A 16,705-nucleotide genomic window follows, 5' to 3' on the forward strand; every position below is an offset into this window, starting at 1 on the left:
CGAGAGTCCCTGCCGCCTGCCCCTCGGCCCGTCTGCCGCGGGGCGGTGGGATCGGATCGACGGCTCAGCCTGCCCTGTTGCCGGTGGGGATCGTGATGGGGGTGGTGGTCCCCGAGGAGCCCTTGTTGAGGAACAGCATGCCCAGGGCGCGCACGAACTGGTCGAACATGTAGAAGGTGCCGGGCATGACGGGTGACAGTCCCTCTCGGAAGAGGATGAACGCCGGCCATGCGGTGCGGACCAGGGCCGCCGACGCGTAGTCGCGTTTCAGCCCCAGCCAGTCGCCGACCTCGTCGCTGAGGACGTAGCGCACGAACTCGTTCAGGAACCCGCGCGTGACGCCGAGGTCGATCTGTGCGGTCAGTCCGAGCAGATCCTCGGCCAGGGCGATGCCCTCGGTCGACGGGGTGAGGATCGGGGCGAGCACCTGCGCCGACTGCTTTTCGGCGGCCGCCCAGGTCTGGGGGATGTGCTCGTCCGGCACACCGAGCAGGTGGACGGCGACCTGCCACGAGTGCAGGAACGCCTCCTGGTCCGCAGCCGGGAACGGGATCCGCCAGTCGAGCAGCTTTCTGTATACGTAGGTGCCCAGGCTGTGGAAGGTGACCAGGATGTCGGCGGCGCTGATCGGGACGGTCTCGTCGGCGACCGCCCGCCAGTGCGGCGACTGCGGCAGCAGGTGACGGACCGCGGCGTGCACCACGCGCGTCTTGTTGGCGGTGACGACGAACTGTCCCGTCGGTTCGAAGGCTCCCAGCTGGGACAGGTCGTAGCCGAACGTGAAGGTCTTGGCCGCGCGGTCCTGCATGTCGGCGCCGCCCGCGGACCAGTAGACGCTCTTGGCCTCGCGCGGAATCACGGTGCTCATGATTCCGCTGCCGAGGCCGTACAGCATGAAGAGGTACGTGTCCCTGCGCCGGTTGAAGTCGGCGGCGCGGGCCAGCTTGGCGGGGTCGGCCCAGGAGGGCAGCCGGTTGACCTGCCGCAGGTATGCGGCGAAGTCAGCCGGCACGCCGGTGGGCAGGGGGTCGTTGTTGTTCACCCACGACGCCCATGCGGTGTTGATCGCCGGTACGTGGCCGTTGTCGAGCATCGAAGCCATCAGAGGGTCGGCCGCGTCGTCCCAGATCCATTCCGGACCGGTCCCCGCGGCGGCTCCAGCCACCGAGCCCGTCGACGCCGACGCCCGCCCGGGGTTCGCCACACCCACGAGGCCGAGCGCGACGCCGAGAGACAGAGCTTTTCGTCGGCTGAGATTCTTCATTGACTTGCCTGCTTCCCTGAGAGGGCCAGGTGGTGCCAGATTCCTTGACGTGCAGGTCAGTTCACCAGTTCAGCGTGATGCACCTTGTCGCACGAATGTGATTCTGGATTAACATAGCGAGGTGTGTTGCCGTCGGCAATGGTGGTGACCGAGGGCTCGTCGCCCATGCTTCGCCACGGTCCGCCGGCTCCTCTTCGGCAGGACCTCCGGCACGGCCTCCGGCGGCATCCCGACATCCGCGCACACCCGTCGGCGACGGAGTGGCCCGGGGCAGGCTTCGGCGGGCCGTCACCTCCTACGCGCGGCCGGGAAGCGGCGGAACGATGTCCAAGGCGAGGCCTGCCGTGTCGGTGAGCGCGGCCGGGCCCAGGCTCCGCCCGTCGATCAGCGGGCGCAGCACCGCTTCCGCTGCCGGGGCGAACGCGAACGCACTCCTGACGGCGACAGCGTCACCGCCGTGCTCGCCGGCCTCGGGCACGGCGCGGGCAGGCGTCAGCCGCACCCACAGGCCCGGGTCGGCTTGAGTGGCCGCGCCACGTCGCCGGACCCGGCCGGGCCGTCGTCCTACGGTGTGCCCGGTGCTTTGCGGGCCACGTAGACGGTGTTGGTCGAGGTACCGCCCTGCAGGGGGTTGTCGAAGTCGACGACATGGGCCGCCGCTTGCGCGAAGACCTCCGTGAGCGTGGAGGTGAACTGCGTGTCGGGCGGGTCGTTCGACCACAGGGCGAACACCCCGCCGGGGTGGAGGTGCCCGGCGAGGGCACGGAGCCCGGCGGGTTGGTAGAGGGCCGCGTGGCGTGGGTGGAGCACATGGCGTGGTGAGTGGTCGACGTCCAGCAGGACGGCGTGGAAGCGGCGGCCCGGGGCCTCGGGGTCCAGGCCGCGGGAGTCGGCTGCCAGCGCGAAGAAGTCGCCGTGCGCCAGGCGGCAGCGGGCGTCCGAGGTCAGCTCGACTCCGAGGGGTACCAAGTGGCGCTGGTGCCAGTCGATGACTTCGGCGAGCGCTTCGATCACGGTCAGCGAGCGCACCCGGGGGTCGTCCAGGGCCGTCCGGGCGGTGTAGCCGAGCCCGAGTCCGCCGACGGCTACATCCAGTTCGGGCCGTTCGGTGTTCGGCAGCTCGGCCAGTCCGAGTTCCGCGAGCGCGATCTCGCCGGCGGTGAAGAGGCTCGACATCAGGAACTCGTCGCCGAGCTTCACCTCGTACACGTCGTCCCCCGAGACCGGGTGGCGCCTGCGCCGCAGACTGATCTCGCCGATCGGCGTCGGCTGCCAGTCGATCTCCTCGAAGCGCAGGCCCATCCGTTGACCTTTCTGACGTGCGTGAATGTGTGGGCGCCGTGGCCGGCGCCGCGACGGATGATCCGCCCTGGCGCGGGAGCGGGGACCCCGGGGGCCGCAGGGACCCCGGGGGCCCCGGGGGCCCGGTCAGGCGTCGATGATGACGGGGATGATCAGCGGCCTGCGGCGGTGCGTGCGGAAGGCCCAGTTGGCCACGGCTCGGGCGACGAGCTGTTCGAGCTGGTGAGCGTCGCCGACGCCTTCCTGTGCGGCGTTGGCCAGCGTTTTCTCGATGACGGGGATGACCGGCTCGAAGGTCGTGTCGTCGTGGACGAAACCGCGGGCCAGGAAGTCGGGGGCCTCGGCGAGGGCGCCGGTGTCGGCGTCGACGATGGCCACGACCGTGATGACGCCCTCCTGGGCGAGAGTGACCCGGTCCTTGAGGGACGCCTCGGTCGCGCCGCCGACCTCCATGCCGTCCACGTAGACGTTCCCGGCGGGCACCTTGCCGGTGATGGAGGCGCGGCCGTCGACGAGGTCGACGACGACACCGTCCTCCGCGATGACGACCCGGTCGGGATCGACGCCGGTGCGGATGGCGAGGTCGGCGTTGGCCCGCAGGTGGCGGAACTCGCCGTGGACGGGCATGACGTTGCGGGGTCGGACGATGTTGTAGCAGTAGACGAGTTCACCGGCGCTGGCGTGACCGGAGACGTGCACCTTGGCGTTGCCCTTGTGGACGACGTTGGCACCCCACCGGGTCAGGCCGTTGATCACCCGATAGATGGCGTTCTCGTTGCCGGGGATGAGGGAGCTGGCGAGCAGGACGGTGTCGCCCTTGCCGATACGGATCGCGTGGTCGCGGTTGGCCATCCGCGACAGGGCGGCCATCGGCTCGCCCTGAGAGCCCGTACACACCAGGGTGATCCGGTGGTCCGGCAGCTTCTCCAGTTCCTTGGCGTTCACGACCAGGCCGGACGGAACCTTGAGGTAGCCGAGGTCGCGGGCGATGCCCATGTTGCGGACCATCGAGCGCCCCACGAAGGCCACCTTGCGGCCGTGCTGGTGGGCGGCGTCCAGGACCTGCTGGATGCGGTGCACATGGCTGGCGAAGCTGGAGACGATGACCCGGCGTGGCGCGGTACGGATCACCTGTTCGATCGCGGGGTTCAGTTCGCGTTCGGAGGTGGTGAAACCGGGGACCTCGGCGTTGGTGGAGTCGGTGAGGAACAGGTCCACGCCCTCCTCGCCGAGGCGGGCGAAGGCACGCAGGTCGGTGATCCGGTCGTCCAGGGGGAACTGGTCCATCTTGAAGTCACCGGTGTGCAGCACCAGGCCGGCTCCGGTCCGCAAGGCCACCGCGAGCCCGTCCGGGATGGAGTGGTTGACGGCCACGAACTCGCAGTCGAACGGGCCGAAGCCGCGCCGATCGCCTTCGCGCACGCGCACCGTGCGGGGCCTGATCCCGTGCTCCTTGAGCTTGGCCTCGAGGAACGCGAGGGTGAGCTTCGAGCCCACGACGGGGATGTCCCTCCGCTCCCGCAGCAGATAGGGCACGCCCCCGATGTGGTCTTCATGGCCGTGGGTGAGTACGACGGCCACGATGTCGTCCAGGCGGTCCCGGATCGAGGTGAAGTCGGGCAGAATCACGTCCACCCCGGGCTGGTTCTCCTCGGGGAACAGCACACCGCAGTCCACGATCAACAGCTTGCCGGCGTGTTCGAAGACCGTCATGTTGCGACCGATTTCGCCCAGGCCGCCCAGGGCTGTGACCCTCAGCCCACCTTTGGGCAGCGGCGGGGCGGTTTTGAGTTCTGGGTGCGGATGGCTCATGACCTCACGTTACCGAAAAGTCTGCCGGTGTGATCCACTGCCCCACACCGGCGATGCGAGACACGGCGCGACGCCCCGGCTCCCGGGGAGGGACAGGGGCCGGGCGGCGCCCTCCGCGCGCCGGCGGTGCGGCGGTGAGCCCGCACCGCTTTCGAGTCCACCGACGCGCCCCGGTCGACACCGCCCCGCAGCGTCCTCGTCGACGCGGTGTCCGTTGAATCACCCTGCGGAACCAACCGAAGCCGGGAGGACATCCGCCGTCCAGCAGCCCGCGGGCCCGCATCGACGACTGCCTCGCGGAGTGCCGGTCGACGGGGACGCGCAGCGCCAGGAGAACGCGGGACGACCAAGGACGCCCGCGTACGTGAAACAGCGGGCGAGCCGCGGCGCTGGGACCGGTTCGGCCGGTTCGGCCCATGGCGGGAGCGAGCGGCAGCAGCAAGGGCTTCCGCAGGCGGTGCGGACACCGCAAGGAACGAACCGGCCCTCTCGAGCATGATCACAAGGGAGGGCGAACCGGGATCAACAGCCACAGCGGTAGGGACCTCACCGAAGTCGAGTCACCCATCGGCTGGTCTGCGCGGTGACATCGGGGGCAGACGGCGGTGCATCGGCCCCGACGTCTTGGCCGACACCGCCGTATCGCGCCGACCCGTGGGAGACCTGATGCCGACCGCCGTACCGCACAGACCGGCCGAGCTGCCCGGTGGGAGACCAGGAGCCGCCCGGACCGGCCGCTCGTTCCCGCTGCCCCGAGGCACCGGCCGAACCGCCGCGCGTATCGCGGCGCTGACGGTCTGCCAGGGCGCGCTGATGGTGGGATTCGGGCTGCTGATCACCGGTCCCGCCCGCGGGCTGTGGCCGATGACGGTCGAGGACGACGTCAACGAGGGCTTCGAGCACGCCCGGACCGGCACCCTGACCACCCTGTCGTTGCTCGGGTCGGAGGCCGGCAACACTCTCACGGTGATCGCCGTCACCGTCCTGGCGTGCGCGGGCCTGATCCTGCTCCCCCGCCTGCCGATGTGGCGTCAGGCGGCTTTCCTCGCCGTGGCGGTGTCACTCCAGTCGCTGGTGTTCCTGGTCATCACCGAGTCGGTAGACCGCCACCGCCCCGAGGTGCACCGCCTCGACGCCTCCCCGCCGACCTCGAGCTACACGTCCGGCCACACCGGGGCGGCCGCCGCGCTCTACGGCGGACTGGCGGTGCTCGCGCTGTCCCGGCTCCGCGGGCCGTGGCGGCGGATCGTGGGTGCTCTGCTGCTTCTCGTGCCGGTGCTGGTCGCCGTCGCCCGCCTCTACCGGGGCATGCATCACCCCACGGACGTCGTGGGCGGACTGGTCAACGGCACCCTGTCCCTGCTGATCGTCGGCCGCGCCCTGTTCACCGACGGGACCGTGACCGCTCCGGCAGGGGCGAGCCCCGCCCCGTCCTTCGCGAGCGCGGGGACGAGCCCGGGCGCACCGGGCCCGGGCCGGACTGCGGTGATCTTCAACCCCACGGTGACCGGCGAAGCCGACCGCGAGGCACTGCGGGGGGTCCTGGAAGGACACGGTCACCGCGCACCGGTGTTCATCGAGACCACGGCGGAGGATCCGGGCACGGGTCAGACGGCCGGCGCGGTCCGGGACGGCGCACGGCTGGTCGTGGTCTGCGGTGGTGACGGAACCCTGCGGGCGGCCGCGGACGCCCTGGCCGACAGCGGCGTACCGATGGCCGTCGTGCCCTGCGGCACGGGCAATCTGCTGGCCCGCAACCTCGGCCTGCCGCTGTCCCCCGTCGACGCGCTCGACGCCGCCCTGTCGGGCGCCCCGCACCGCCTCGACCTGGGCCGCATCGAGGGGGACGGCCTCACCGCCACCCACTTCGCCGCCATGTCCGGGGCCGGTCTCGACGCCGAGATCATGGAGCACACCGACGACCGCGCCAAGTCCGTCCTGGGCTGGCCCGCCTATGTACTGGCCGCAGTCGGCACACTGCGCACACCGCGGATGCGTCTGACCGTCCGACTCGACGACGCGCCCGCCCTGCGCCGCACGGCCCGCATGGTGCTCATCGGAAACGTCGGGACCGTGCAGGGCGGGACGACGCTCCTGCCGGCCGCCCGCCCCGACGACGGTCAGCTCGATCTGCTGGTCCTCGACCCGCGCGGCGTCGGCGGCTGGATACGTGCGCTGGCGACGCTGCTCCGCGGTGGTGCACACGCACCCCGGCCGTCAGCCGTGGACACCGTCACCACGCGGGACGACGACGGCAGCGGCGTACCGGTGGAGTTCTTCACCTTCCGCCGGGCCCAACTGACCTTCGACTCCACGCAGTCCCGAGAGCTCGACGGCGATCCCGTGGCACCGGGCCGCCGGCTCACCGCCGAGGTCAGGCCGGGCGCGCTGACGGTGCTGCTGCCCGCTGGAGGTGCGTGACATGGGTACCGCGACCAAAGTCCCCGAGACCCGTGACATGACCGGCGACGAACTGTCCGCCGACGAAGCGCTGGCGTCACTGCGCCGCTACGGCCGCTGGGCCCTGCTGCGCGACTCCTTCGTCCGTTTCCGGTACGCCGACGGCTTCACCCATTCCCGCGCGCTCGCCCTGCAGACGGTCCTGTCGGTGATCCCGCTGACCATCGCGTTCGTCGGGCTCTCCACCACGCTGCACACCGAGAACATCGGTCGGCTCGCCGAGCTGACGATCCACCGGATCGCCGAGGGTCCCAGCGCCGACGTGGTCGACGACGCGCTGAATCGCAGCCGCCGCACGGCGGGCGACGGCGCGCAGGTCGCGCTCTGGTTCGGTCTGCTCTTCTCCCTGGTCAACACCACCACCGCGATGTGCCAGGTGGAGCGCGGCGCCAACCGGATCTACGGGAACGAGCGCGACCGCCCCTTCGGGCAGAAGTACCTGCGCGGTCTGGTGATGTCCGTCAGTGCCGGGCTGCCGCTCGGACTGGGGTTCATCGTCATGGTGGCCGGCGGCGACCTGGCGTCCGCGGCGGTGACCGTCTACCGACTCGACGGCGGCGCCCAGAGCGCCTGGGAGCTACTGCGCTGGCCCTTCGGGCTGCTGCTCGCGCTCATCTCGGCCAGCGTGATCTTCCGCCGATCGCCCCGCCGCCGACAACCCGGATACACCTGGCTGGCCTTCGGCGCCGCCGTGTACCTGGTGCTGTGGACGGCGCTGACCTTGCTGCTGAGCCTGTATCTGGGGATCAGCGGCTCCTTCGACACGGTCTACGGCCCGCTCAGCGCCTTCATGTCACTGCTGCTGTGGGCCTATCTGACCTCCATCGCCCTTTTCCTCGGGCTGGCGTTCGCTGCGCAGCTGGAGGCAGCGCGGGCCCTCCAAGCCGGTCCGATCGAACCCGATCCTGGAGTCTGAAATGGTTGTGCGAGCCGCGGTCCAGAACCTCCGAGACCGTCGCCGCCGGGCGGCCGACCGCAAATTCGGCGTCCGGCTGTTCGCGGCGGCAGCCGTCGCGGCCGTCGCCGCCGTGCCCTTCGCGCTGCTGCTCGTCCTCGTCGAGGGCCAGTGGCAGCCGCTGCGCCGCCTGGACGCGGGCGCCGCTCAGCGACTGCACCACACGGCGGTGACCCACCCGGCATGGACCAGCTTCCTGCGCTTCCTGTCCGACTGGGTCTGGGACCCGGCCGTCCTGCGGACGGCCGTCGCGCTGCTGACCCTCTGGCTGGTGTACCGCAGGGCCTGGCGGCTGGCCGCGTGGTCCGCCGTGACCGCCGTGGCCGGCGGGCTGATCGGACTCCTGGTCAAGACGGTGGTCGAGCGGGCCAGGCCGTCGCTGGAGGATCCGGTGGCGCACGCTCCGGGATTCTCCTTCCCGTCGGGTCACGCGATGACGGCCACCACGTCGTTCGCTGTCCTGCTGCTGGTCCTGCTTCCGTTGGTGCCGCACGCCTGGCGGCCCCTGTGTTGGTGCGCCGCCGTCCTGTCGGTGCTCGGGGTCGGCTTCACCCGGGTCGCGCTCGGCGTGCACTGGTTCAGCGACGTGGTGGGCGGCTGGCTGCTCGGCCTGGCCGTCGTCGCCCTCACCGCCTGGGCTTTCGAGGCCTGGCGCGCCGACATCGGCCGGGATCACGCCGAGGTGAGCGACGGGCTGGAGCCCGAACTCGTCGACGCCCGCCCCGAGCCGTGACCACCCAAACCGTCCCGCCGGCGGGCGGGATCCATGCTGCGACCACGGCCACCGTCTCATCGTCAGTCCACACCACTCACGATGATCAACGGTGGTCGCACCCGTCTCCGCACAGGCCCAGGACCCGTCGACCGACCAGGAAAGCAGATCCGCGACCCGGCCGCCGAGCTCGCCGACGCCGTCCGGGTCGAGGTCATCGCCTGCGACGTGACCGATGCCGAGCAGCACGCGCGGCTGTTCGACACGGTGGCCGGCTCCCCGGTCGAGGCCGAGATCGCTCAGGTGCTCTGCCCCGGTCCGGTGCACACCGAATTCGCCCGGTCCGCCGGCCTGCCGGCCTGGACAGCGACGGCTATCCGCCGTTCCTGTACATGCCGTCACGCAAGGTGGCGCGGATCGGCGTCGACGCGCTCGACGCCGATCGCGGTGTGGTCGTCGCCGGGTTGCCCATGCGGGATCGTCGGTAGCCCGATGCGGCTGACTCCCAGGCGCCTCCTGCTGCCCGCGCTCGTGCCGCAGAACCGGGGTCTGAAGCGGGCTCGCGCCTGACCTCCTCGGGCGGGGAGCATCGATCAGGTGACGGCAGGCCGGGGTTCCCTGCGCGAGGCGTCCACGGCAGCACGGCTGTCGACTCCGATGACGACGCTCGCGTGACAGCGGCGGAAGGTCGGGATGTCGTGGCAGACGCCGAGCGTGGGGTGCACATACCGCGACCAGGGCAGAGAGGTGTACCTCCGCAGGTCCCGCGCACCGGCTTCGTGGAGCGTGGGACCGATGCGGTCATGGACGTACTTCCGGAACACCCGGCCCCCCACTCCGCGCCCCCGGCGCGGCAGCAGAACCGTGCGGTGTCCTACGGCGTCGTCGTGGTCGTCGGTCCACCGGCGGCCGCCGCCCGGACAGGTGACCTGCCGTCGCAACGCCGGCCCGAGGGAACGATGGGGCCCACAGTGGGCCAAAACGGCCAGTAGCCGTGATCGGTCGGCGAGTAGTGCCGCTGCACGTACTCGGCCATGTTGGGCAGCCGCCCGGCGATCTGCGCGTGCGGGCCCTCCCAGTAGCGGGTGGCTGACTCTCTCGGCAGGTCCGCGCGGAACCCGACCGGGGACATGTAGGAAGTGGTCTTCTCAGGTCGGCTCATGTCTTCTCCTGGACGGACTGGCGAGCGGTGAGCCACATGCCCGACTCGGGCTCACCGCTCGTGGGATGCGCGCTCAGTTCTGAGCGCCCCGAACACGGTCGATGACGTGCGGAGGGTCGGCGGGCGCGGCGTCGCCGCGCCAGGCGACGTGCTGGTCGGGTCGTACGAGGACCAGGTTCCGTTCGTAGAGAGCATGGGCGTGCGGATCACGCACGTCGACGACGTCCAGCGGGGCGCCACGTTCGGCGGCGGCGTCGGTGAGCGTGGTGACGTCGTGCTCGGCGAAGCGCAGCAGAATAAAGCAGCAGGATAGAGCCGTACTGAACTGGGGCGGGAGTCGGCGCGCGCTGTGCGCAGATTGGCCAATGTTCGGGGCGCCCTCGAACCCAGGGCACCGTTACCGCCGTAGGGGTGGTCGGCGAGGGTTGGTCCCGAAGGTGATGAGGGCGGCGAGTCCGGCGATGAGTGCCAGCAGTCCGAACAGCTGCGGGTAGCCGCCCAGCGGCGCGGCCAGGACGGCGCCGGCGAAGGGAGCCAGGGCGGAGGCTGCCGTGGTGGGCGCGGCAAGCAGTCCGGACAGCCGGCCGTACTGGGTGGTGCCCCAGCGGTCGGTGACGGCCGTGGCTTGCAGCAGGGTGAGGTTGCCGCGGACCATCCCGGCCGCGACGGACAGGACGACGAGCAGGACATATGGGCCTGGCACCAGCGCGAGGGCCGCTGTGGCCGCGGCGCCGAGCGCGATCAGTGCCGTCGTACGGGCCGTTGTCCCGGTGTGGCGGGCGAGGGTGGCATACAGGGTGCGGCCGAGGGTCTGGCCGGCTCCGCCGAGGCCGAGGGCCCAGGCGGCTTCGGTGGTCGAGCAGCCGCGTTCGAGGAGGAGCGGCACGAGCGCGACGACGACGGCGGAAACGGCGAATGCGGAGAGGGTCAGAGCTGTTGCCAGCATCCAGAAGGAGCGGCTGCGGGCGACCGTGTCTGCGCCGCCGGAGTCGTGGGCGGGGGCGGGTGGTGTCTTGGGCCAGGGTGCGTTGAGTGCGAGGGCGTGGGCGGGGATGGTCACGGCGGCGAGCACCAGGGCGAGGACGGCGTATGTCTCACGCCAGGACAGGTGTTCGGCGAGCGCCGCGGTGAGGGGGGCGAAGACGGTGGAGGCGAGGCCCCCGGCGAGGGTGACGATGGTGAGGGCGCGGACGTGGTCGGGTGCCCACCAGCGGGTGAGGGCGGCGAAGGCGGGCTGGTAGAAGGTGGAGGCCATCGAGAGTCCGGCGAGGAGCCAGCCGGAGGCGAAGACCGGCAGGTTGGGGGCGGCGGCGATGGTGAGGATGCTCAGTACGCCGAGGACCGAGCCGATGGTCATCACGGCGCGCGGTCCGCGGTGGTCGATGATCCGGCCGACGCGGATCCCGGCGAGGGCGGAGACGAGGAGCGCGGCGGAGAAGGCGGCCGTGGTCGCTCCGGTCGGCCAGCCGGTGGCGTGGGTGATCTCCGGGTTCAGGACAGGGAAGGCGTAGTAGACGATGCCCCAGCCGGTGATCTGGGTGGCGCACAGGGCCGGAGAGCAGCGCGGGGCCGCGACCGGTCCCCTGTTCCGGTCGCGGCCCCGCGCTCGGGGGTGTCGAGGGTGGTCACGAGGCGCAGCAGCCGCCCGCCGGAGCCTCCTGGCCGGCGGCCGTGGCGGCGGGCGCGGTGACGCCGATCTGCACGAGCGCGGGCGCGGTAGCGCAGCAGCCTGCGGCGTCCTGGTCGGCGGCCGGGTCGTCGAAGAGTCCGGCGCCGCCGCATACGCCGGTCTCCGGGAGGGTGAGTTCGACGCGGTCGGCGGACTCGAAGTCCCCTGCGATCGCGGCGGCGACGGAGCGGACCTGCTCGTATCCGGTCATCGCCAGGAACGTCGGGGCGCGGCCGTAGGACTTCATCCCGACCAGGTAGATCCCCTGCTCGGGGTGGGACAGTTCGCGGTGGCCGTGCGGGTAGACCGTGCCGCACGAGTGCTGGTTGGGGTCGATCAGCGGTGCCAGCTCGACCGGGGCCTGGAGGCGCTCGTCCAGGTTGAGGCGGACCTCGGACAGGAAGGACAGGTCGGGGCGGAACCCGGTCAGCACGATGACCTCGTCCACCGGCTCCAGCCGTCGGCCGTCCTCGGCGACCAGGACCAGCCGGCCGCTGTCGTCGCGCTCGATGGCGTCGGTGCGGAAGCCCGTAACCGCGTCGGCGTAGCCGTTGTCGACGGCCGCCTTCGCCGCGAGCCCGAGGGCGCCCCGGGCGGGCAGCTGGTCGGCTTCGCCGCCGCCGAACGTGGAGCCGGAGATGCCACGGCGCAGGATCCACACCGCGTGCGTGCCCGGCTCGTCCTCGGCGACGTCGGCGAGGGTGGCCAGCGCGGTGAAGGCGGAGGCGCCGGAACCGATGACGGCGGTGCGCTTGCCGGCGTGGCGGGCGCGCACGGTGGGGTCCTTGAGGTCGGGCACGCGGTAGGTGATGCGGTCGGCGGCGACCCTTTCTCCAAGGGCGGGCAGGCCGCTGGCTCCGGCCGGGCTGGGTGTGGTCCAGGTGCCGGAGGCGTCGATGACGGCGCGGGCGAACAGGCGTTCCTCGTGGCCGTCGGCGGTGGTGAGGTGCAGGACGAAGGGCTGGGTTTCGCGGTCGGCGTCGACGATGCGGTCGCGTCCGGTGCGGGAGACGCCGGTGACGCGCGTGCCGTAGCGGACGCGGTCGCCCAGGGCGTCGGCCAGCGGCTGGAGGTAGTGCTCGGCCCAGTCGCCGCCGCTCGGGTAGGTGGTGGTGTCCGGCTTGGTCCAGCCGGTGGGGGCGAGGAGCTTTTCGGCGGCCGGGTCGGTGAGCTCGCCCCAGGTGGAGAACAGGCGCACGTGGCTCCACTCGCGCACCGCGGCCGCGGCGGCCGGTCCGGCCTCCAGGACGAGCGGCTCCAGGCCTTGGTCGACGAGGTGGGCGGCTGCGGCGAGGCCGGCGGGGCCGGCTCCGACCACGACGACGGGCAGCTCGGTGAAGGCAGGCGTGTTCACGGCGACTCCTTGCTTGTTTCGACATCTGTCGATGGCTTGCGCGGCCAGCATGGCACCTGTATCGATGAGCGTCAACATAGACATTCATCGAAATGAACTCGGGACGACCGGTCCGCCACCATGCCGCCGAGGCGGCCCCACCCTCTCCCCACCTGTCTGGTTCGACATGTGTCAACATAGATGCATGTCGAACATCGAAGCGTTGCCGCTACTGGAGCCAGAGGTTGCCGAGGGTGTCGTGCCGTGCTGCCCGCCGCTCGCCGAGCGCCCCCTGACGGCCGAGGAGGCCGAACGGACCGCCGCGATGTTCAAGGCGCTCGGCGACCCGGTGCGGCTTCGGCTGTTCTCGCTGGTCGCCTCGCACGAGGGCGGTGAGGCGTGCGTGTGCGACATCTCCGACGTCGGGGTCTCGCAGCCGACCGTCTCCCACCACCTCAAGAAGCTCAAGGCGGCCGGCCTGCTCAGCTCCGAGCGGCGCGGCACATGGGTCTACTACAAGGTGGAGCCGTCGGTGGTGGCCGCAATGGGGCAGATGCTCGGTTCCCTGGGCTGAGCCGTTCGAACAGCCCGCGAGACGGCGCAGGCAGAACCGACGGCGAGCCCGGACGGACCGCCGCCGATCACCACTGCCCACTTGCTGCGGGTCATCCGGCCGCCTACTTGCTGCGGGTCATCCGGCGGACCGGCCCGGGCGGAAGATGAGCGCCACCAGGGCCAGGCCGACCGCACCACCGATGAGCTGCGCGCCCACGAAGCCTGCGACCGAGCCGGGCGCGATGCCCGCGAAGGTGTCGGAGAAGGTGCGCCCGATCGTCACCGCAGGGTTGGCGAATGACGTGGACGAGGTGAACCAGTAGGCGGCGCCGATGTACGAGGCGACCGCGACGGGTGCGAAGCGGAGTTGGCCGGTGCGGGCCAGGCCGAAGATCAGCAGAACCAGGCCGGCGGTGGCCACCACCTCGCCCAGCAGGAGATTCCCGGCCGAGCGGTCGTGGGTGGACCACTCCACCAAAGCCTTGCCGAACATCGCGTCGGCCAGGATCGCGCCGGCGACCGCTCCGACTACCTGCGCGGGGACGTAGACGGCCACCTCGCGGCCCGTGACGCCGTCGCCGCCCCGCCGCGCCGTCCACCACTCGGCCAGCGTGACCACGGGGTTGAAGTGGGCGCCCGAGACCGGGCCCAGCAGCAGGATCAGGATGCCGAGGCCGAAGACCGTGGCGATCGAGTTGGCCAGCAGCTGCACACCGACATCGCGGGTCAGCTCGGTGGCCTGGATGCCGGAGCCGATCACGACGGCGACCAGGAGGGCGGTGCCGATGAACTCGGCCGTCGCCCTGGCGGTCAGGGGTGTGCGGGGTGGGGTGGCACCCGGGGCGGGCTGCGGACCGTGCCCCGTCACGGCGGAAGCGACGGCGGCCTGACCGGCCCTGTCGTTCTCGGTGGCCTCAGTGGCGGTCAACAGGACTCCTCGGTGCGTGCGACGGCGACAGCCGCCGGGTCAGGGGCAGGACCGCTTGACGTTGTTCTCGGCGGTGGCGCGCGCCGTCTCGGCAAGAGCCGCGAACTGCCCCGCGAGAGAGGCGATGACATCGGGCCTGAGCCGGTAGTAGGTGAACCGGCCGCACGGCTCCGTCTCCACGACCCCGGCCTCGCGCAACACCTTCAGATGGTTGGAGAGGTTGGTCTGCCTGACCCCCGTCTCCTCGATCAGGTGCGTGCTGCACAGCGTCTCCTTGGCGAGCAGGGTGACGATCTGGAGCCGGACCGGGTCCGCGAGAACCCGCATCAGATCAGTGTCGACTGACATCATCATGGGCTGATACTGTCACATCACTCCAGACTGATACCAGCCTGGGGTGATCCGCATACGGGGACGCCCAAGCCCGCGGGATGTACCAGCACCTCGATCCGCTGACGAAGGAAGAAACGATGTCCTCCAGCCCGCTCGCCTCCGTTCTCTTCGTCTGCGTCCACAACGCGGGCCGCTCCCAGATGGCCGCCGGATTCCTCTCCCACCTCGCCGGTGACCGGATCGAGGTCCGCTCTGCCGGTTCCATCCCCGGCGACCAGGTCAACCCCGCCGCGGTCGAGGCCATGAAGGAAGTCGGCGTCGACATCGCCGGCGCCAAGCCGAAGGTCCTGACCACCGAGGCCGTTCAGGCGTCCGACTACGTCATCACCATGGGCTGCGGCGACGCCTGCCCGATCTTCCCCGGCAAGAAGTACCTCGACTGGGCCCTGGCGGACCCGGCCGGCAAGGGCGTCGAGGCCGTACGCCCGATCCGCGACGAGATCAGGACCCGCATCGACGCCCTGATCGCCGAGATCGACGCCAAGCAGCAGGCATGACCATCGTGACCGGCGCCGGCATACGCGAGGTCACCGGCTCCGGCCCCGCCGGCCGCCGGTCAAGGTGGTCGTAGCCGTCCATGATCGGCGCAACGCCGGTGGCCGGCGACAGGGCCACGGGATACGTGTGCGGCCCCGGGCCGGCGAGTACGCCCGGCTCGGGGCCGCAGAGGAAGCGCGTGGCCGTGAAGGGCCGTCGCCTACGCGGCTAAAGGCGCCAGCTTCCCTCGACGGACACCGGGATACGAGCCCGGCGCCGTCGTGGTGGCCGCTACGCCTGCTCCACCGTGCGATGACCGTTTGCGGCTGTCGGCTGATCGTCTGGTGTCAGGCGGTTGATGCGGTGCACATCCGGGACGCAGAGATTCAGGACGGTCGCAGCAGCAATCATTCCTGCGCAGGTCAGCAGCACTGCCTGGCTGCTCCATGAGTGGGCCGCAAGGGCGGTGACGAGGTAACCCATGGGGATGGCAAGGCGTTCCCCGACGCCGTTGAAGGCGCTCATGCGGCCCTGTTCCGCCTGAGGCACACGCTGTTGGAACGCAGTGGTCCAGGCGACGATCGCGACATCGAGCCCGACCCCTGCCAGTGCAGCGGCCAGCAGGACGAGAGACAGCGGCACCGTGCAGGCCATGGCGGCCAAGGGGAGCGCGAGAGCACCGGCCGCGGCGACCGCGACCGTGAGCAGTCGGTACGGCTTCCAGCGCAGGCAGACGAGGGTCCCCGCCAGCAGACCACATGTGAAGGCCGCCTGGATCAGGCCCCAGTCGCGGGCTCCGGCGTACTGCGCCGCGGCCACGAGCGGGCCCAGAAGCTGGAAACCCGCCAGCCACGCAGCGACCAGGACCGTGCCGGCGGCCGTATAGGTCCACAGCCAGGTACGCGACCAGAAGCCCGCCCAGCCCGCCCGCAGGTCGCTCAGGACACCGCCAGGTGAGACGAGCGGGGCATCCAGACGCAGGCCGAGAAGCAGGACGGCCGCGGCGGCGAACGTGAGCGCATCCCAAGCCAGCGCCCACGCCGCGCCGCTGGCAGCGACGATGACACCGCCGACGACCGGACCCAGCACCTTGACCGCGTTGCTCGGCAGCCTGAGCAACGCGTTGGCCTGCTGCAGGTGCTGCTCCGGAACGATCTGCGCAACGGCGCCCTGCGCAGCCGGCACGATGAACGACGCCGCCGTTCCCGAGACGAAACCGCATGCTGCGATCGACATCGTCGTCGCATGTCCGGTGGCCACGGTGACGGCCAGCGCACCCTGCGCGCCGGCCGCCAGCAGATTCCCCATGAAGAGGAGCCAGCTGCGGGACAGGCGGTCCGCGAACAAGCCGCCCGCGAGCAGGAACACGATCGTGGGGACGGTGTTCGTGGCAAGCACCACACCGAGAGACCCCGCTCCCCCGCCCTGCTCAATGACAGCGTAGGCCAGGGCAAGAGGGGCCATCGCAGACCCTGTGGCCGAGATGAGATTGGCCGACACGAATCGCCGGAAACTCCCGATCTTCAACAGCGTACTGATCGGCTTCGGTGACTCGTCGGCGATTTTCATGATCTCCCCAGGGCTCGGCGCAGCGAGCACCCTAGTGGAGAAGCACGCCGCGCCGAACGTCAGTGATCAGAGTTGGCCGACACCCCCTCACCTCCTCAAAGACCATGCACCAGG

Annotated in this window: 17 protein-coding genes and 1 pseudogene; 6 read left to right on the forward strand and 12 right to left on the reverse strand. The window is 71.0% G+C overall.

The features are described from left to right. Positions 1 to 64: 64 nt before the first annotated feature. The 4 genes from OG933_RS01995 to OG933_RS02010 form a co-directional block, all read right to left on the reverse strand. Positions 65 to 1,264, reverse strand: a complete 1,200-nt coding sequence (locus OG933_RS01995) for an oxygenase MpaB family protein (protein ID WP_405624968.1) — start codon at positions 1,262 to 1,264, stop codon at positions 65 to 67. 295 nt (positions 1,265 to 1,559) lie between these two features. After that, positions 1,560 to 1,766 carry a hypothetical protein gene (locus tag OG933_RS02000; protein ID WP_405624969.1) on the reverse strand — a complete coding sequence of 69 codons (207 nt, stop codon included), beginning with the start codon at positions 1,764 to 1,766 and terminating at the stop codon, positions 1,560 to 1,562. 62 nt (positions 1,767 to 1,828) lie between these two features. After that, the gene (locus OG933_RS02005; protein ID WP_362531512.1) at positions 1,829 to 2,566 is read right to left on the reverse strand and encodes a spermidine synthase; all 738 of its coding nucleotides are present in this window, start codon (positions 2,564 to 2,566) and stop codon (positions 1,829 to 1,831) included. Positions 2,567 to 2,692: 126 nt separating this feature from the next. Beyond that, on the reverse strand, positions 2,693 to 4,378 hold the full coding sequence (locus OG933_RS02010) for a ribonuclease J (protein ID WP_362275772.1): 1,686 nt from the start codon (positions 4,376 to 4,378) through the stop codon (positions 2,693 to 2,695). Positions 4,379 to 5,044: 666 nt separating this feature from the next. Between OG933_RS02010 and OG933_RS02015 the strand changes: the two genes are divergently transcribed. The 4 genes from OG933_RS02015 to OG933_RS02030 all read left to right on the forward strand — a co-directional run bounded on the left by OG933_RS02015 (position 5,045) and on the right by OG933_RS02030 (position 9,075). After that, complete coding sequence (locus OG933_RS02015) at positions 5,045 to 6,799, forward strand: diacylglycerol kinase family protein (RefSeq protein ID WP_405624970.1); 1,755 nt, start codon at positions 5,045 to 5,047, stop codon at positions 6,797 to 6,799. 1 nt (position 6,800) lies between these two features. After that, a complete protein-coding gene (locus tag OG933_RS02020) occupies positions 6,801 to 7,754 on the forward strand; it encodes a YihY/virulence factor BrkB family protein (protein ID WP_362531507.1) in 954 nt (317 codons plus the stop codon). Between the two features lies 1 nt (position 7,755). Then, a complete protein-coding gene (locus OG933_RS02025; RefSeq protein WP_362531503.1) occupies positions 7,756 to 8,526 on the forward strand; it encodes a phosphatase PAP2 family protein in 771 nt (256 codons plus the stop codon). Positions 8,527 to 8,607: 81 nt separating this feature from the next. Further along, positions 8,608 to 9,075, forward strand: coding sequence for a hypothetical protein (locus OG933_RS02030; protein ID WP_405624971.1), 468 nt, complete (start codon positions 8,608 to 8,610; stop codon positions 9,073 to 9,075). Positions 9,076 to 9,098: 23 nt separating this feature from the next. On the opposite strand, the gene OG933_RS02035 is transcribed toward OG933_RS02030, so the two are convergent. From OG933_RS02035 to OG933_RS02055, 5 genes and pseudogenes are all read right to left on the reverse strand, one after another. Beyond that, positions 9,099 to 9,329: a hypothetical protein gene (locus OG933_RS02035; RefSeq protein WP_405624972.1), complete on the reverse strand. Its 231-nt coding sequence runs from the start codon at positions 9,327 to 9,329 to the stop codon at positions 9,099 to 9,101. A 50-nt stretch (positions 9,330 to 9,379) separates the two neighbouring features. Further along, the gene (locus OG933_RS02040; protein ID WP_405624973.1) at positions 9,380 to 9,667 is read right to left on the reverse strand and encodes a hypothetical protein; all 288 of its coding nucleotides are present in this window, start codon (positions 9,665 to 9,667) and stop codon (positions 9,380 to 9,382) included. A gap of 73 nt (positions 9,668 to 9,740) precedes the next feature. Continuing rightward, positions 9,741 to 10,034 (reverse strand): hypothetical protein, encoded by a 294-nt coding sequence (locus OG933_RS02045; RefSeq protein ID WP_405633200.1) that lies wholly within the window; start codon positions 10,032 to 10,034, stop codon positions 9,741 to 9,743. A 30-nt stretch (positions 10,035 to 10,064) separates the two neighbouring features. Next, positions 10,065 to 11,296 (reverse strand): annotated as a pseudogene (locus OG933_RS02050) (MFS transporter). Next, positions 11,293 to 12,690, reverse strand: coding sequence for an NAD(P)-binding domain-containing protein (locus OG933_RS02055; RefSeq protein WP_362536065.1), 1,398 nt, complete (start codon positions 12,688 to 12,690; stop codon positions 11,293 to 11,295). Before OG933_RS02055 ends, OG933_RS02050 begins: the two are co-directional and overlap by 4 nt. Before the next feature lie 184 nt (positions 12,691 to 12,874). Here OG933_RS02055 and OG933_RS02060 point away from each other — a divergent pair, with 184 nt between their 5' ends. Beyond that, the gene (locus OG933_RS02060; RefSeq protein ID WP_405624974.1) at positions 12,875 to 13,243 is read left to right on the forward strand and encodes an ArsR/SmtB family transcription factor; all 369 of its coding nucleotides are present in this window, start codon (positions 12,875 to 12,877) and stop codon (positions 13,241 to 13,243) included. Positions 13,244 to 13,360: 117 nt separating this feature from the next. Here the strand turns inward: OG933_RS02060 and OG933_RS02065 are convergent, their stop codons facing one another. Both OG933_RS02065 and OG933_RS02070 read right to left on the reverse strand, forming a co-directional pair. After that, a complete protein-coding gene (locus OG933_RS02065) occupies positions 13,361 to 14,152 on the reverse strand; it encodes an aquaporin (protein ID WP_405624975.1) in 792 nt (263 codons plus the stop codon). A gap of 39 nt (positions 14,153 to 14,191) precedes the next feature. Next, entirely contained in the window at positions 14,192 to 14,506 is a 315-nt protein-coding gene (locus tag OG933_RS02070; RefSeq protein ID WP_362536060.1) for a metalloregulator ArsR/SmtB family transcription factor, read from the reverse strand. 116 nt (positions 14,507 to 14,622) lie between these two features. Between OG933_RS02070 and OG933_RS02075 the strand changes: the two genes are divergently transcribed. Further along, positions 14,623 to 15,042, forward strand: coding sequence for an arsenate reductase ArsC (locus OG933_RS02075; protein ID WP_405624976.1), 420 nt, complete (start codon positions 14,623 to 14,625; stop codon positions 15,040 to 15,042). A gap of 271 nt (positions 15,043 to 15,313) precedes the next feature. On the opposite strand, the gene OG933_RS02080 is transcribed toward OG933_RS02075, so the two are convergent. After that, positions 15,314 to 16,591 (reverse strand): MFS transporter, encoded by a 1,278-nt coding sequence (locus OG933_RS02080; protein ID WP_405624977.1) that lies wholly within the window; start codon positions 16,589 to 16,591, stop codon positions 15,314 to 15,316. Between the last annotated feature and the right edge of the window lie 114 nt (positions 16,592 to 16,705).

Source organism: Streptomyces sp. NBC_00016, from assembly GCF_045040885.1.
Classification (GTDB): Bacteria; Actinomycetota; Actinomycetes; order Streptomycetales; family Streptomycetaceae; genus Streptomyces; species Streptomyces coriariae.

Excerpts from the sequence above, each read along its gene's own strand:
- OG933_RS01995 (WP_405624968.1), bottom strand. The coding sequence starts at position 1,264 with ATGAAGAATCTCAGCCGACGAAAAGCTCTGTCTCTCGGCGTCGCGCTC.
- OG933_RS02005 (WP_362531512.1), bottom strand. The coding sequence starts at position 2,566 with ATGGGCCTGCGCTTCGAGGAGATCGACTGGCAGCCGACGCCGATCGGC.
- OG933_RS02010 (WP_362275772.1), bottom strand. The coding sequence starts at position 4,378 with ATGAGCCATCCGCACCCAGAACTCAAAACCGCCCCGCCGCTGCCCAAA.
- OG933_RS02015 (WP_405624970.1), top strand. The coding sequence starts at position 5,045 with ATGCCGACCGCCGTACCGCACAGACCGGCCGAGCTGCCCGGTGGGAGA.
- OG933_RS02020 (WP_362531507.1), top strand. The coding sequence starts at position 6,801 with ATGGGTACCGCGACCAAAGTCCCCGAGACCCGTGACATGACCGGCGAC.
- OG933_RS02025 (WP_362531503.1), top strand. The coding sequence starts at position 7,756 with ATGGTTGTGCGAGCCGCGGTCCAGAACCTCCGAGACCGTCGCCGCCGG.
- OG933_RS02030 (WP_405624971.1), top strand. The coding sequence starts at position 8,608 with ATGATCAACGGTGGTCGCACCCGTCTCCGCACAGGCCCAGGACCCGTC.
- OG933_RS02040 (WP_405624973.1), bottom strand. The coding sequence starts at position 9,667 with ATGAGCCGACCTGAGAAGACCACTTCCTACATGTCCCCGGTCGGGTTC.
- OG933_RS02060 (WP_405624974.1), top strand. The coding sequence starts at position 12,875 with ATGTCGAACATCGAAGCGTTGCCGCTACTGGAGCCAGAGGTTGCCGAG.
- OG933_RS02070 (WP_362536060.1), bottom strand. The coding sequence starts at position 14,506 with ATGATGATGTCAGTCGACACTGATCTGATGCGGGTTCTCGCGGACCCG.
- OG933_RS02075 (WP_405624976.1), top strand. The coding sequence starts at position 14,623 with ATGTCCTCCAGCCCGCTCGCCTCCGTTCTCTTCGTCTGCGTCCACAAC.
- OG933_RS02080 (WP_405624977.1), bottom strand. The coding sequence starts at position 16,591 with ATGAAAATCGCCGACGAGTCACCGAAGCCGATCAGTACGCTGTTGAAG.